This is a genomic window from Moraxella sp. K127 (assembly GCF_015223095.1).
Taxonomy (GTDB): Bacteria; Pseudomonadota; Gammaproteobacteria; order Pseudomonadales; family Moraxellaceae; genus Moraxella.
This window is the reverse complement of sequence record NZ_JADFBZ010000027.1, coordinates 21284-37372: the sequence shown is the minus strand read 5'-3', so window position 1 is coordinate 37372 and position 16089 is coordinate 21284. Positions and strand designations below refer to the sequence as shown.

Genomic DNA, 16089 nt, shown 5'->3' with positions numbered 1-16089 from the left:
TATGTGACCTGTTTTTTGTTTTTTAATTTTTCTTTTTAAAAGCCATCATGTTACAGCTAACAAAATTGAATTTTACCACGGAAACTGTTCGCCCTGAGCTATTTTCCGTCATGGTTCGACAGACTCACCACGAACGGAAACCGTAGCACTTTTTCATTTTGTAGAGTGTAAAATATTTTTAAACCCAATACATCACCACCCATGCCCCACACCGATTTATCTGCCCATTTTGACAAACATGACATCACGCTCATCATCCACAAAAAAGCCGTCAAAAACGTCAATTTTCGCCTAACATTCATAAGCGCTCGCCCCTGCTTTGCTGTCAGCGTGCCACGTCATCTGTCCGATGATGACATTCACCGCCTTATCATGTCCAAGTCTGCATGGGCAATGGCTCACGCCCACAAACGCAAACACACCTACACCGACCACAGTCCAAGCCACGCCCACCCCAAGCTGTGGGGCGAGCCTTTTGATGTGGCGGACTATCTGACACAGCACCCTATCAGGCTATCAAAACAGCAACGCCAAGACCCCCACGCCTGCCGACTTGCCATCTATGAGCATGAACTCAAAGCTCGCCTGCCCACCCTAGCAGACACATGGCAACCTGTGGTCGGTCGCTTTGCCGATGAGATTCGCACCAAGAAAATGCACACTCGCTGGGGCAGTTGCAACACCCATGAAGCTTGCATTTGGCTATCCACTTATCTGCCTGCCTATCCCTACCCCTGCACCGAATATGTCTTTGTGCATGAACTGTGCCATCTTATCCATCCCAACCACAGCCTTGCTTTTTGGCATGAAGTCAAAAAAGCCATGCCTGACTATCAGACATGGCATAATTTGCTAAAAGGTAAGCCCTAATTGGCTTAGCCTTTGGCTTCATGGGCGGTTAAGGCTTCATTAAAAATCTCGCTTAGGATTTTGACGTCATTGACCCGTGCATAGTTTAGGCGAGTGACGAACGCGAGTCGTCTGTGTGGTCCTGTCTCATTTAGGGGTAAGGCAGTTACGTCATCGCCGATTTGCTCTAACGCCATCTTAGGTACTAGGGTTGTCCCCATGCCCACTTTTGCCATCTGAATGAGCGTGTTAAGACTGGCGTCCGAAAAGCCTGATTTTAGCTCGTTTTTATTCATGGTACAAACCGACAGCACCTGATCGGTCAAACAGTGACCCTCACCCAGTAACAGCACATCATTTTCAAACAACTCTGTGCTTGAAATGCTTGTCTTATCTTGCTTACTGTCTTTGGGGAAAATGGCATAAAAATTCTCCGCCCAAAACTCAAAGGCATGCAGACCATCAACCGCATAAGGCAGTGCCAAGATGGCGGTATCAATATACCCATAACGCACCTGCTCTAACAGGCGTTCGGTCTGTTTTTCGGTCACCGCAATCTCAAACTGGGGGTACTTATCTTTGAGCATTGGCAACACTTTGGGAAGCAGATACGGGGCGATGGTCGGGATAATGCCTATCGTCATCGGGTAAGCAAGGGGCAACTGATGGCTGTGGGCTCGGGTCGTTAAGTCGCTAATCTCGCTAAACACTCGCTGGGCTCGCTCCAACAACTCTTCGCCGATGGGCGTGATAAGCACCTGCTTGTTATTACGCTCAAAAATCTGCGTGTCTAGCTGTTTTTCAAGCTCGGCAATGCCAAGACTTAGGGCAGATTGGGAAATGTTACACTCTTCGGCAGCACGTTTAAAATGCTTGTGTTTGGCAACGGCAAGGGCGAACTCTAACTGACGCAAGGTAATCATCACGCATTCCTTAATTTTAAAAAATCGTACCTGCTATTTTACACCTAAGTTTGATAAAACAAAACCTTTTATTTAAAACTTTTAACTGGATAAACCGTTAATTTTTGTTATCATGTAATGACTTTAAGGATTTTATCCTTTGATGAGTAAGCTCCAACCACTCATCACATTGACATTTTTAACAACAAATCATAGGTGACAATATGACTGCTATTATCAACCAACAAATTCCAGAATTTACCACCGAAGCTTTTGTCAACGGTGAGTTCAAAACCATCTCATCAGAAGACACCAAAGGCAAATGGTCTATCTTCATGTTCTACCCACACGACTTTACGTTCGTTTGCCCAACCGAGCTTGAAGACATGGCTGACCACTACGAAGAGCTACAAGGTCTTGGCGTAGAAGTGTATGCCGTCTCTACCGACAGCCACTTCGTTCACAAAGCATGGCACGATTCATCTCCTGCCATCGGCAAAGTAAAATACCCAATGCTAGGCGACGGTACTGGCAAAATCACTCGTGGCTTTAATATCATGATTGAAGACGAGCATGCTGCATTGCGTGGTACTTTCTTGGTAGACCCAGACGGTCTTATCAAAGTTGCCGAGATTCACGACCTAGGTATCGGTCGCTCTGCCAAAGACATGATTCGCAAAGTCAAAGCCGCCCAATATGTGCGTGAAAATGACGGCGAAGTTTGCCCAGCCGCATGGGAAGCAGGTCAAGAGACCTTGAAGCCAAGCCTAGACCTAGTTGGCAAAATCTAATCTAATAGTTACTCTTAGATTTTAGACAACCCAAACCGCTTAGCCATCAGGTTAGGCGGTTTTTATTTTATGACAAAAACATCGGTCAAGTTGGTGAATGTGTGTTAAAATTGTTGCTCTTCATTTTTAGACATTCCATTGACAGCATCGAGATGATTTTATGACACTCTACCGCACCCTATTGGCAGTTGCCGTTTCTGCCACCCTGCTGACCGCTTGTAACAAGACCGATGCCCCAGCCAAACAGCCTGCCAACACCGCAGAGACTACCCAAACTGCCCCTGCCGAGACTGCCAGTGTCAATTTGGATGGCTCGCCAAGCATCGCCATGATGAACAAAATCTTGCAAATGTCCACGCTCATGCATTTGGCACAGACCAATCCTGACATCACCGAAGAGCAAGGGGCTTGTCTGATGTCCAAAGACGGTGAAGCGACCTATCATGAGACCAGCAAGCAGATGCTTGTGGACGCTGTTGGCGTTGAAGGCATTCAAGAAGCAGATAAATTCTATGAAAGCGAAGTCGGTCAAAAGGTGCTAAAATACACCGAACAACAAGAAAAACTGGCTCGTGGTGAGAGCATTGATGGCGAGCCTATCATCATGACCGAAGAAGACCAAGCCAAGATGGTAGAGATGAGTCAGAGCGAAGCCAATCAAAAGCTAGAAACCGCCATGCAAGAGAGCATTACCCCTGAGAAGATGAAAACGCTCATCGAAGACTTTGCCACCAAAGAAAAAGCTCGTTGCAACATCAGCTAATTTTGATAAATCACAAAATCGCTCAATATGTTGGGCGATTTTTTATCATCAAAAAATTACAGCCAAACAAAAACACAGGTCGTCCAACCTGTGTTTTTATCATTTTAAATAGCCATTTATCAGGCTTTGCTAAGTAGGTATTGATACAGCTCGTCTTTTAGAGCCAATTTTTTGCGTTTTAACCCTTCGATTTCTTCGCCACGGCTGTTGTGGGCGACAGGGTCATTTTCTAGATTGGTAATCTCTTCATCAAGCTCGTTATGAGCGTCAAAGAGTTTGACAAAGTGCAAATCGTTTTCTGTTTTTAGTTTGGTGATGAGTTCACGGTATTCTGGAAACATGAAAAACTCCTAATATATCAATAGGTTAGCGATATTTACCAAATATACATCTAAAAAATTCTTACATTTGGTATGGCTTTATCTTAGCAAGAATTGGCGGTATAAGCAAGCAAAATTATCTTTTTTATGTGCTTTTTTGTATGAATTTTCTTTTTGGCATTAATTGAGTTTTATAAACTTAATATTAAAAACGTTTAAATTTTCTAAATATCAAATAGCCCTTATAATACTAGGTAATTTAAACATATTCATAGGCAATTTATAGGTACACACCATGCTAGACAAATCTTTACTTGATGCCATCAAATCATACAGCACCAACATGAAACGCCCCATTCAGATGATTTTGGGACAAGGCGACCACGCCAAACGTGCCGAATTGGTGGACTTTTTGGAGCAAATCGCCAGCACTTCGGACAAAATCGGCTTTGACAAAACAGTCGTGGACACCGATTTGTCGCCCATGAGCTTTAAAATTGCCACAGATAACCGTGATACAGGCATTGTGTTTAGCGGTATCCCTGGCGGTCATGAGTTTACGTCTCTCTTGCTTGCCATTTTGCACGCTGGCGGTCATACCATGAAGCTAGACGAAGGCATTCAAGAGCTTGTCAAACGCATTCAAAAACCACTTAAATTTCAAACCTTTGTCTCGCTATCATGCCATAACTGCCCTGATGTCGTGCAAGCGTTAAACCAATTTGCCGTGTTAAATGACGGCATTGAAAACGAGATGATTGACGGCGGTGTGTTCCCAGAACTTGTTGAAAAAAATAACATTCAAGGCGTGCCTGCGGTGTTTTTAAACGGCAAACCATTTTTAAATGGTAAAGTAGATACCGCCCGTATCATTGACAAACTGCAAGCCGAGTACCCCGACCTGATTGCCGAAGGTCAAGCCGAACAGCTTGAAACCCAAGACGTTACCGTGATTGGCGGGGGGCCAGCAGGCAGTGCGGCGGCGATTTATACCGCTCGTAAAGGGCTTCGTGTGGCTTTGGTTGCCGACCGTATCGGCGGACAAGTCAAAGACACCCAAGACATTGAAAACTTGATTTCCATACCGCTTACCAACGGCAATACCTTGGCAAGTAACCTTGCCACGCACATCAAAGAGTATAACATCACCGTTAAAGAACACGTGAGCGTATCGTCTATCGAAGAAGTCAAAGGCGGTTATCAAGTTACCCTAAACACAGGGGCAAGCTGGACTTCACGCACGCTCATCATTGCCACAGGAGCCAAATGGCGTAAACTTGGCGTCAAAGGCGAAGATGAAAACATCGGCAACGGCGTGGCGTACTGCCCACACTGCGATGGCCCATTCTTTAAGGGCAAGCCTGTGGCGGTCATCGGGGGCGGTAACTCGGGCGTGGAAGCGGCGTTGGACTTGGCAGGTATCGTTCAGCACGTTACCGTGTTGGAATTTGGCGATAAACTCAGAGCCGACCAAGTTCTGATTGACAAGGCAAACGCCAAAGACAACATCACGATTATCAAAAACGCCGCCACGCAAGAGATTACGGCAAATGGCGGTAAAGTAGATAGCCTTATCTATCAAGACCGAGTGTCGGGCGAGAATGTAACCCTGCCTTTAAATGCGGTATTTGTACAAATCGGACTGGTGCCAAACTCTGATGTTGTCAAGGATTTGGTAGATGTTACCGCTCATGGCGAGATTGAGATTGATGCCAAATGTCGCACCAATAAGGCAGGCGTGTTTGCCTGTGGGGACGTAACCACCGTGCCTTATAAGCAGATTAACATTGCGATGGGCGAAGGCTCCAAGGCAGGACTGTCGGCATTTGAATATCTGATGATGAACAGCTAAACCGCAAAAACCCAGCCGTTAAGCTGGGTTTTTATTATTTCATGCGACTTATCAAATTATCTTTCATCACAAACTGATGATACAACGCCCCACCAACGTGAGCGATGACTAGGAACACCAACACATAAAACACCGCCCCTGTGTGTAGCCCGTTCATCACCTTTGCCATCTCTCTATCAATACCCACCACGCTTGGGAAACTAAACAGCCCAAACACACTCACGCCCCGACCGCCATACATACTCATGAGCATGCCTGTGATAGGCATGGCAAGCATGGCAACGTACAAGCCCAAATGGGTCAGATGAGCCACTGCCGTCTGCCATACGGGCATGGGCGGGTGTGGCGGAGCTTTGACGATAAAGCGGTTAATGATACGCAAAACCGTCCAAATAAAAAAGCTCGCCCCAATGGATTTGTGCAGGCTGATGTACTCATCGCCCATGTTAATGATAACAAATGCCACGATAATGAGTAATGCCCCCACCCAATGAAAAATGCGAGTGGCAAGGCTGTATTTGTCGGTGTGGCGTGTCGGCTGGCTCGTGGCTGGCGTGGTCATGATGTCTCCCCATAAATAAAAAACTTCGTTTTATTATAACGAAGTTTTTGGTAAAAAATAGGGGACAAAAGTAGTTTTTTGGTAAATCAACTATCCAAATCCACCAAGCGGTGAGCGATTAAGTCCAAATCAGGCACGACATACATCTCGCCATCTAGCGTTACCGCTTGATACAGATAGTTTTCCTGTCTTTGCTCACGATTGGGCAAATTGGGAACAGACAGCTGGATGTTAGCAATCTCCTCATCGCTTAGTGTGACGTCCGTCACATCCGAGATACGCACCCGTTTGGTTGTCAGCTCGCCTGCGGTTTGCAGTGCCAAACGGTGGACATCTGAGTTACCCTCTAAGATGATGAGCTTGTCCGCTTCGATGTCTTTGGGAATCAGGTGATACACCGAGACCTCTTGACCTCGCCACAGATATGTCCAGATTCGCTCATGGTATTCATCCACGCTCATGATAAGGGCGGTTGGCACCAGCCAATCAGGCTGACCGATGGCAGGAATGGCAGTCACTTCAATGGTGCCATGCTCGGCAGTAAGCAAGCTCACAGGCTCGAACTGGTGTTTTTGGATTTTTCTCATAACTATTCTCAATCAATGGTAAATAATGACATCATCTTTGATACATGCATCATGCTGTTTTGCCAAGCATCATCCGTGGATATGTCTGATAACACAAATAGATACTTCAATCTCAACCTAAAACGGCAGCTTATTGATTGTCCCATAATCATTTTTGGGTTGTAGGGGTCAATCCTATTCGCCCTTGATAAATCAATGAGTGATATAAAGTTGAAAATGGGGTAACAAATATAAGTTGGCATCCTCTTTGTCATTCTGAATATTTAAAGCCACGAAGCATGTGATTGATGCGATTGGCAAGCTCTAAAGGTGTCCCAAAGAATTGGCAAAATCCTGAATCAATAACAGCTTGGGGCTGGCTTGAACAGCCACTACTCTCAGGGCTTTGAGCCCACAGATGGCTTTTGTTTTGGGCGATTTGGGTGAGATGAGCAGAACCATCATCACCCATGCCAGAGAATATAATCCCAATCAGCTCACTGCCATACACGTCACTGGTGTTTTTTAAGAGATGATTAATGCTCGGCTGATACTCGCCCTCCCATGCCTTATCCAGCAAAATCACCCGCCCCTCACTGTCGCAGACGATTTGTTGCTCAATCGGGGCAATCAAACAAGTCCCCGTTTGTAGTCGCTGACTGGTGCCAATCACTCGACATCGCCAGTCGTTGTTACGGGTAAGTATCTTTGGCAAACCATGAATCATCTCTTTGTCAAAATGATGTGCGATTAAAACGGCAAGTGGCAACTCAGGAGAGATGTTATCCAAAAATATCTTCAAAGCATCAGGCCCGCCCATGGACGCCCCCAAAAACAGTACATATTTCCAAGGACGTACGGACACATGGGAGATGACTGTGGATTTTTTATCCGTAGCCTTTATCATGGGCATGCCAAGTGAATTACAAAGACGGCGTAGCAATGAACGTTGCCACTTTTTATAACTCTCATCATGCTTTGGGTTGGGAGCCTCTTGAAAACCGACCAACATCAAGCGTGGCTGATGACCATCAATGAGTGCCTGCAACCCGTCTGACAAAGGTGGCTCTACCAACCACACCATGCCTTTGGGCAGCTTTGACTTTATCATCACATCAAGCTGTTCGGTGCTAAAACAGCCAATAACATCAAAGCCCGCCTCACGCAACCCGTCATCAAAAGCAAGTCGCTGGCTACGTTGGTCGCTCACCACGATGACCTTAATATCTTTGACTTGCTCATCAGATGGCATGGTTTGATGGGAGCAAATGTCATCAACGTTCGAGTGCTGACAAGTAGGGCATGTGGCATTGAGCTTATTTTGCCAATACTGTGCCGCCACACTCAAAGACCTTTGTTTTGACACATCTTTGTTAGATTCCATTGCCCACCATCATCTTTCATTAACAAACCGCTAAATGTTCAGCAGTTTGCCAATACGCTCCAACAACTCCACCTCTTGGAACGGCTTACCCATGTAGTCATTAACGCCAATCTCAAAGGCACGATCTCGGTGCTTCTCGCCCGTTCGTGATGTAATCATGATGATGGGTAAATGACTCAAACGGGGGCTGTGACGCACCTGCGTTGCGACTTCAAAGCCATCCATACGTGGCATTTCAATGTCAAGTAGCATCAAATCAGGCATGTTGTCTTGCAAAATCTCAATGGCATCAACACCATCTTTGGCAACAATCACCTCAAAGCCTTGACGCTCTAAGAAACGAGACGTTACCTTACGCACCGTTACCGAGTCGTCCACCACCATGATGAGATGGCGACGGCTGACGACAGGCTCCATCTCTTTGCTTTCTCGTTTCGCCTGAGCGGTACGCATGAGTGCCAACAGGTCAAGAATAAGCATGACCGAACCATCACCCATAATGGTTGCCGCTGAGATTCCCGATAGGTTGGAGAGTTGACGACCTAATGGCTTAACCACAATCTCAATACGAGAACCTACAATCTCATCCACCTGCAAGGCAAGGGCTTGCCCTGTCTGAGTCTTGATGATGATGACGGGCAAAGTCACGCCTGAGATGATTTCATTAAAATAACTGCCTGTTAAAATTTCATTGAGATAACGCAGACGATAGTTTTTGTTATCAATCTTAATGGTGTTATTGCCCGACTGATGATAAGCCAGCAGTTCTGTGGCATTCATCTGCACCACACGCTCAATCTGTACCAGTGGGATGGCGTATTGGCGGTCAGCCACACGCACGATGAGTGCATCTGACATAGACACGGTCAATGGCACACGGATGATAAAACGAGAACCCTTGCCAAACTCCGACTCTACCGATACCGAGCCACCCAACTGACGAATCTCTGTTCGCACCACGTCCATGCCTACGCCACGCCCTGAGATTTGGGTTACTTTGTTTGTGGTGGACAGACCTGCGTTAAAGATATACTGCATGATGTCGTTATCAGCAAGCTGTTCATCGGGATGGATAAGACCTTGGCTGATGGCTTTGTTACGCACCGCCTCTACATTCACGCCCGAACCATCATCAGACAGCAAGATGACCATCTCGCCCCCTTCACGCAGGACCTCCAACACGATACGCCCTGTTAGTGGCTTGCCCAGCTCACTACGCTTGGTGGGCATCTCAACACCATGGTCAACAGCGTTACGAAGCATGTGTTCTAGCGGTGATGTGATACGATCAAGAATACTTCTGTCCATCTCATCATCGGCATTAATCACCGTCAGCTCCACGTTCTTGCCCAGCTCGCTCGCTGTCTGACGCACGATGCGTTGTAAGCGTGGGGTCAGACGTGAAAAAGGCACCATCCGTGAATTCATCAAGCTGTCTTGTAAGTCTGCTTGGGTGCGTGATAATTGTAGCAATAAGTTTTCGCCATCACGAGTCTTATCTAACATGGTCGCCTTAATGTCTAGCAAGTCCGATGCTGACTCTGAGAGTGATTTTGACAACTGGTTGAGTGATGAATACTGGTCCATTTCTAAGGGGTCAAAGTCCTCATCAAATGTACCATCATCAATCTGTGCCATAATCTGCTCTTCTAGCTCAATATCCATACGACGTAGCTGGTCAAACAGACGCTGAACCGTAACACCCATCTCCTCGATACTGCCTGTGATGCTGGCAAGGTTCATGTCAATACGAGCACGGTTAATCGCCGCCTCGCCTGACAGGTTAATCATGCGTTCAAGTAGGGGAGCTGAGATACGAATCATCTCATTGTTACTGCTACTGTCCACGCTTTCGCCAAACACGCCTTTCATGGGTGGCATACGACTGATGTCACGGGTGTTTTTGGATGCTGCCAAGAAGGCTTGATATTCATTGATAAAATCAATTTCTTTTTCAAGCGACACCACAGGCACTTCGTTTAGGTCATCAGGGTTTTTGATGAAACGGTGCAAGGCATCCACCAACGGTGTCGGGCGTGGTGGGTTGTAGTTGTGTTCTAGCAGTCCAACCGCTGATGTAATCCAGTCATGACATGCAAAAAGCAGGTTTGCCACCATTCGTGTGGCAGGCAGACGGCGGTTGCCCAGCTCTTCATAGACCGTCTCCATCTCATGGGCAAGATCAGCCACACCATTGGCAGAGACCATTCTTGCCCCGCCTTTGATGGTGTGTAGCTTACGTTGCAATGACTGCAAGCTCACCACGTCGGATGTGTTGTTACGAAACGCCGCAAAGTCCTCGCTACTGCTCTCAGCAAGCTCCTTAGCCTCTTCTAAGAACACGTCCAAGATGTCTTTATCAGACAACACGCCCTGCCATGACTCGCTGATGAAATGCTGATATCTGGATGTCTCATCAAGTGGCACTTCAGTTATCTCTGGCGTGGCAACCGCTTCTTGCTCTTCTTTTTTGGCATCAAGCACAGGAATGGCTATCATGGCCCCCTCTGGGACTTCTCCTGCGGACAAATAAGCCTGCAAATCAGCAATGGTGTTATCTGCAAAGAAAGACTGCTTGGTGTTTTTGACCGCATCCAACTGCAAGGACAATACGTCCTGCACGCGTTGCATGGTGCGAACCCACGGGTCAGTGACGGTCATCTGCTTATTGGTGAAGCGTTCGTACACACTCTCTGCTTCGTGAGTTAGGTCGCCAATACTGCTGATGCCTGCCAGCCTGGCTCCGCCTTTGATGGTATGCAAATGGCGTTGTAAGGTTTTTAGGTGGTCAAGGTTGTCTTTATCATCTCGCCATTGCCCAAAAACTTCTGTCACCTCAGCATCAAGCTCTAACGCTTCATCCAAAAAGATTTCCAACAGCTCATCATCTGTGGCAATCACTTCTAGACGAATGGGTGCTGTTTGAGAATCAGAGTGTGACGCCCCTTCATCGCTTGCTGTTCCAGACGAATCGGCGCTCTCTTCGGTCTTGGACTGCTCTTTTAGGGTATTGCCCAGCTCTTGATAATAATTCTCTCGCTCCAAAGTGATGGTGCTTAGATTATTTAAAACCGCCTTATCCACCGTCAATGCCATGCTACCTGCCATGGCATCAAACAGCCCAATCAACTCATGGTGCACCGCAAGCAAGGCATCGATAAAGCTGTCATCTTTGGCTTGGTCGGCATGCTCTGCCATGAGTTCATAGGCAGGCTTTAAGGATGCAAGCAGGCTTTGGAATTTTGGCAAATCGTGCGTGCGTGCTGAGAGCATGTCAATCTGAGCAAGCTGTGTTTTGGCATAATCGCAAATGACATTTTGCTCTTTGGCACTCATGCCTTCTAGTTCAAGCTCAGCATCAAGCAGTTCATCAATGCCTTCAATTAGGCTCTCTACATGATAAACATCACTCTCATCGAGCATCAGCTCTTCGATTTCTTGTTTGTCCTCAGCCAGCTCTCCTAGCTCTTGGGCGGTGATGAGATTACCATCGGTTTGATTGTACGCATCAAGATAGCCATCAATAAATGCCACTGCATTTTTGAGTGCTTGTTTGTGTTTGTTACCCATCGGTGCATCATGATGTTGCAAACTTTGCAAACCACGCTCGATGATGGCACCCACCTCGCCTACCGCCACCAGCGGTGCCAAGCCTGATGCCCCACGCAAAGTATGAAATGCACGCACCACGTTATTATCCACAGGTGTTTGGCTATCTGCTTCATGTGCATTTAAAAATGTTGTTACCTCTGCCAATAACTCTCTGGCTTCTTCGATAAAGATTTGGCACAGCATGTCCTCTTCATCATCCACAGGGCTGCTTGGCGTGGTGCTAGACATGAGCTGACCTGCTTGCTCCACCAAGCTGAGTGCTTCATGAGTGGGTTTGGTTTTTTTGCCAGTCTCATCATCTTGGGTGTGGTCTGCCTGTTGGGTGGTTTTGTCATCGATGGTGTCTTGGCTTGACTCATCTTCTACTGATGACTCTGTCAAAACAGGCTCAGACCCCAACACTTCATCATCTAACGACTGCCAAGCGACATCATCGGCTCTGTCAATATCATCGCTGTCTTCTGCATTGGCGTTTTGGGTAGCGGTGTTTTTATCCGACCCATCAGTCATATCCAACATGCGATAGTCAAAATCCTTACCATGCCCTTTACTGTATGCATGAGCTACCGCCTCCCACAGTTTTATCTTGGCGGGATAGTCGTCAGCTTTGGACTCAAAGATGGACACCAACGCATCAAACTCACCTAGCACGTCGCCGATGAGTGCCTGCATGCCAGCATCCATCGGCACGGTCTCATCTAGGACACGGTTTAGCATGTTCTCAATCGACCAAGCCAGCTCGCCCAATTCATACGCCCCAACCATGCGTCCTGAGCCTTTTAGGGTGTGAAATCCCCGACGGATATCGGTCAGCGTGCCTTTATCAGGACTGCTTTGGTATTTATCAAAAAGCGGAATGATGGTCTCTAAGACCTCGCCTGCCTCTTCAATATAAATCTCACGAATGTCCTCATCAACTTCCATCGGTTCATATGTGGTCGCCTTAGCAGTCTCAATAAAAGGCATTAACACATCTGGTAGCGTGCTTTGTGTTTTTGATGATACTTCATCAACATCAACACCATTTAAACCGTCGCCAACATCACTTGTTGATGCCTGTTCTGCCTCATCAATTACCCTCTCATCGTCGCCAGCACTCATGTCAGTTTCATCAGATGCCAAATCATCTGCCACATTCTCATCTGCTGGCTTAGGAGCGCCTTCATCCATAGGTCTGCCCACCAAAATGTTATTGGCACGCATGACCACCAGTGCATTATCCACACTGGGGGGTTTAGTATTGGCAAAATCTTGCACCATGATGGGGATAATGTTGGCGGTCTCACTGACAATGGCCACCACATCAGGGCTGATTTTAATCGTCTCATCTAGGACACGGTTTAGCATGTTTTCAATTGCCCAAGCGGTTTCACCCACTTGCAACGCTCCAACCATACGCCCTGAACCTTTGAGTGTGTGCCAATTACGGCGGATTTCTTTGAGTGCTTTGAGATTGTGGGGGTCAGCTTGCCATTTTGGTAGGTGCGTGTGCATCTCTTCCATGACTTCATCGACTTCTTCGATGAAAATCTCACGAAATTCTTCATCATGACTAAAATCATCCTCTTTTAGGCTTGCCTTAGCAGCAATATAAGCTTCGCTTAAAGAGTCTGTATCTTGCCCATCATCCAATACTTGCTCGGTAGGTTCATCTTGTTGGTAAGTTTTATCATCAGCGTCATCAGCGTCATCGGTGTCATCTTCTCCGATAAGAATTTGCTCTGTTTCATTTGACTGTGGTTCATCTTGTCTTTGGTTGGTAAAGTTGTCCGCCAATTTAGGCTCAACCAATACCACATCCTGTTCAGAATCGCCCTCCGATTTGGGTTCGTGAGCCATCTCATCATCAAAGACAACCTTATCGGACACATTTTGATCATCATCTGTTTGAACAACATCCACATCAGTCGTCATCTCATCTGCATTTATCTCATTAGCAGATGGCTCATCAAAAGCCAATAACTCACTGCTTGCAAGACTTGGTACAACATTATCTACCGTGCCTTCATTGACATAATCAGACAACAAAATCTCATCATCTTGGGCAGTATACACGCCATCTTCTGCTGTACTTGGCTCTTGGTCGGATAACTCATCTACCAAAAATTCATCATCATGGTCATCATCGTCATCTAAGGTCAGTGCAATACCATCATCAAACAAATCAAGCTCAATATCATCAGACAGTTGTTGGGCGATTTGTGGTTCATCTTGATTTTGGGTGTCTTGATTTTGGGTGTCTTGGTTATTTGATAATATGGGTTCATCAATAAAAATATCATCAAAAAGTTCATCGTCTGAAATATCAAAATCAGTTTGGTTATTAGTACTTGTTGCAACATCATCAATACCAAAGTCATCATCAAAGCTAAGCGTGTCATCAAATAAATCATCAAAATCATCTTGAAATGCTTGACTGATTTGGTCGTCTTGGGTGTTATGATGATTGACATCTTGGTAACTGGTATCTGTGACATTGGCATGTTCATCTGGCGTTATGGCAACTGTCTTAGCATCTTGATGGATGTCCAGATTGGCATCATCAATGCTGACATTATCAGCATCGGCATTAGCATCAGTATTTATCACATCATCATCCACAGAGACATCATCTGTTGGCAACGCATTTGTAACTTGCTCTTGATGGTTATCTTGATGGTTATCTTGGGTACTGTTTTGTACAGACAATTCATCAGTATGACTCACAACAACATCTTGTGCATGGTGGACTTGCTCATTATGGACATCCAAATCCATATCTGCATTTGTATCCACATCAAGCGTCTGTTGGGCATCATCTAAATGCGTCTGCGATGATAAAGCGGGCAAATGTTCGCCTGCATCATCATAAAGTGTGGTATGCTGATGGGCAAGACGTCGTGCCATCTCCACATCAGACAGTTCAGGTTCGTTTAGATTGGCATCAAGCAATAATTTTTGCACATCATCGGCACATTCTTCTATCCGGGTCAGCAGTGCATGATCAAATATTTGCTGTGCCAAATTATCAAGGAACATCTCAAACAAAGACAGGCTCTCAGCGGTCTTGTGAGCGATTTGCCACGGGATATGATTTGGTGATTTGTCTTGGAGTAGGGTAAACACTCCTGCCATTTTTGTTGCTACCGCCGCCACATCAAACAGCCCTAGGTCATTGAAGTTTTTGACCAACATCTCAAAACTCTTAGATGATGGCAGTTTGTCGGCTTGCTTATGCTTTAGATAATCTGAAAATTTATCTTTGAACTCTTCCATCAAGATACGCACTTCACGAAGCACGTCTCGCTCGTTGGCAACGATGTCGTCATGACGACTGCTTTTGGCGTTAATGACTTCGGCAGTACTGGCGATGGCAGTGTATAGGTCTTGGAGCTGAGTGTTGAGTTGCCACTGCATTTGGGCAAACATCTCATCACTGCTTTGGGCGGTCATGGCATCACTGATGATTTGCTCCACATAGCGGGCATAGAACGACCAACCACGAGCAGACAGCTGCTCTTGTAAGGCATGTAGTGCATCCATCTCAATCTTGTTATCTGCCAGCACGAACACCAATCGTTCCACAGTTGCCAGCACATGGGGAAAGAAAGTCTGGTCGTCTGCCAAAATCTCATTGAGACGCTTTAAGAAGTTTTGGGCTTGCTCGTTGAGCACATCCAAACTGGCAAGTGCCACATAAATGTCAGCGATGACGTTTTCAAGCCAAATGCTCGCTTCAAGCTCTGGGGTAATGCCTGCCTTTTGAAAAGCAATCACACGGTCAAGCTCACCTAAAATATGGGCATAATAAGATGGTAACGGCTTGGTATTTAGTGCTGTATTTTCAAGCCATAATACCGTGATAAGCCACAACCTTTGCAATACAGGCTCTACTGTTGCCCCTGCCAAATGTGTACTAAGGTTACGCAATTTGGTTAATTGTTCGCCATTGACCCCACTTTGGGTAAGTTGCCCTGCAAGCGTTCGCCATGCCTGATTGATTTCTTGATAATTATTATCATCTAGTACGCTTGGCTGTATGGCATGTAACTGTATTTGTTCACTAAATCGTTCGTGGACAACTGATTGCAAAATGCTTTGTTTGTCTATATTATTGTCCCCCAAATGAGCACTCACCAAATTCAAATAATAGATGCGTGAATTTAATAAAGAGCGTCGCAAAAATCCAGTGGTGGCATAGCGATTTATCTCATGTTGCAACAGATGACTGGCGTAGATGATTTTTGGTGCCAAAACCGCAGGATTGCCTGTTTTTGCAAAATACTCAGCAGTCTCGCCAATGGTTTTGGCAAGTTTGGTAAACTCAGGCAGATTTGCCATGACAAGCACATTGCCAATAACGTCATATTGGCGGGCAAAATGAGCCAACAGCTCAGATGCCGATGGGGTTGTATGGGCGTGCAATGCTTGAAATTCTTGGTTTAATGGGTCAATCAGCCATTCTAATGCCACTAATTCATTGGACTGCTTAATCATCTTATCATCCTA

At 46.0% G+C, this 16089-nt stretch carries 10 protein-coding genes; 4 read left to right on the top strand and 6 right to left on the bottom strand.

Annotated elements, in window-relative coordinates; genetic code table 11:
- Window positions 1-201: 201 nt before the first annotated feature.
- Window positions 202-870 (top strand): M48 family metallopeptidase, encoded by a 669-nt coding sequence (locus IM753_RS07340; protein WP_194109013.1) that lies wholly within the window; start codon window positions 202-204, stop codon window positions 868-870.
- Between the two features lie 5 nt (window positions 871-875).
- On the opposite strand, the gene IM753_RS07335 is transcribed toward IM753_RS07340, so the two are convergent.
- The gene (locus tag IM753_RS07335) at window positions 876-1772 is read right to left on the bottom strand and encodes a hydrogen peroxide-inducible genes activator (RefSeq protein WP_194109012.1); all 897 of its coding nucleotides are present in this window, start codon (window positions 1770-1772) and stop codon (window positions 876-878) included.
- Window positions 1773-1975: 203 nt separating this feature from the next.
- Here IM753_RS07335 and ahpC point away from each other — a divergent pair, with 203 nt between their 5' ends.
- Both ahpC and IM753_RS07325 read left to right on the top strand, forming a co-directional pair.
- On the top strand, window positions 1976-2542 hold the full coding sequence (ahpC, locus tag IM753_RS07330) for an alkyl hydroperoxide reductase subunit C (RefSeq protein WP_065255249.1): 567 nt from the start codon (window positions 1976-1978) through the stop codon (window positions 2540-2542).
- Window positions 2543-2702: 160 nt separating this feature from the next.
- Window positions 2703-3305 carry a hypothetical protein gene (locus IM753_RS07325; protein WP_065255248.1) on the top strand — a complete coding sequence of 201 codons (603 nt, stop codon included), beginning with the start codon at window positions 2703-2705 and terminating at the stop codon, window positions 3303-3305.
- 119 nt (window positions 3306-3424) lie between these two features.
- On the opposite strand, the gene IM753_RS07320 is transcribed toward IM753_RS07325, so the two are convergent.
- Window positions 3425-3646 (bottom strand): YdcH family protein, encoded by a 222-nt coding sequence (locus IM753_RS07320; protein WP_065255247.1) that lies wholly within the window; start codon window positions 3644-3646, stop codon window positions 3425-3427.
- 274 nt (window positions 3647-3920) lie between these two features.
- On the opposite strand from IM753_RS07320, the gene ahpF reads away from it, so the two are divergent.
- Window positions 3921-5477 (top strand): alkyl hydroperoxide reductase subunit F, encoded by a 1557-nt coding sequence (gene ahpF / locus IM753_RS07315; protein ID WP_065255246.1) that lies wholly within the window; start codon window positions 3921-3923, stop codon window positions 5475-5477.
- A gap of 34 nt (window positions 5478-5511) precedes the next feature.
- On the opposite strand, the gene IM753_RS07310 is transcribed toward ahpF, so the two are convergent.
- The 4 genes from IM753_RS07310 to IM753_RS07295 form a co-directional block, all read right to left on the bottom strand.
- Window positions 5512-6039, bottom strand: a complete 528-nt coding sequence (locus IM753_RS07310; RefSeq protein WP_065255245.1) for a cytochrome b — start codon at window positions 6037-6039, stop codon at window positions 5512-5514.
- 86 nt (window positions 6040-6125) lie between these two features.
- Window positions 6126-6626: a hypothetical protein gene (locus tag IM753_RS07305; protein WP_065255244.1), complete on the bottom strand. Its 501-nt coding sequence runs from the start codon at window positions 6624-6626 to the stop codon at window positions 6126-6128.
- 250 nt (window positions 6627-6876) lie between these two features.
- Entirely contained in the window at window positions 6877-7989 is a 1113-nt protein-coding gene (locus IM753_RS07300; RefSeq protein ID WP_227713100.1) for a chemotaxis protein CheB, read from the bottom strand.
- Window positions 7990-8019: 30 nt separating this feature from the next.
- Window positions 8020-16077, bottom strand: coding sequence for an Hpt domain-containing protein (locus tag IM753_RS07295; RefSeq protein WP_194109011.1), 8058 nt, complete (start codon window positions 16075-16077; stop codon window positions 8020-8022).
- Window positions 16078-16089: the final 12 nt, after the last annotated feature.

Coding starts and splice junctions, on each gene's coding strand:
- ahpC (WP_065255249.1), top strand. CDS start 1,976: ATGACTGCTATTATCAACCAACAAATTCCAGAATTTACCACCGAAGCT.
- IM753_RS07320 (WP_065255247.1), bottom strand. CDS start 3,646: ATGTTTCCAGAATACCGTGAACTCATCACCAAACTAAAAACAGAAAAC.
- ahpF (WP_065255246.1), top strand. CDS start 3,921: ATGCTAGACAAATCTTTACTTGATGCCATCAAATCATACAGCACCAAC.
- IM753_RS07300 (WP_227713100.1), bottom strand. CDS start 7,989: ATGGAATCTAACAAAGATGTGTCAAAACAAAGGTCTTTGAGTGTGGCG.
- IM753_RS07305 (WP_065255244.1), bottom strand. CDS start 6,626: ATGAGAAAAATCCAAAAACACCAGTTCGAGCCTGTGAGCTTGCTTACT.
- IM753_RS07340 (WP_194109013.1), top strand. CDS start 202: ATGCCCCACACCGATTTATCTGCCCATTTTGACAAACATGACATCACG.
- IM753_RS07295 (WP_194109011.1), bottom strand. CDS start 16,077: ATGATTAAGCAGTCCAATGAATTAGTGGCATTAGAATGGCTGATTGAC.
- IM753_RS07335 (WP_194109012.1), bottom strand. CDS start 1,772: ATGATTACCTTGCGTCAGTTAGAGTTCGCCCTTGCCGTTGCCAAACAC.
- IM753_RS07325 (WP_065255248.1), top strand. CDS start 2,703: ATGACACTCTACCGCACCCTATTGGCAGTTGCCGTTTCTGCCACCCTG.
- IM753_RS07310 (WP_065255245.1), bottom strand. CDS start 6,039: ATGACCACGCCAGCCACGAGCCAGCCGACACGCCACACCGACAAATAC.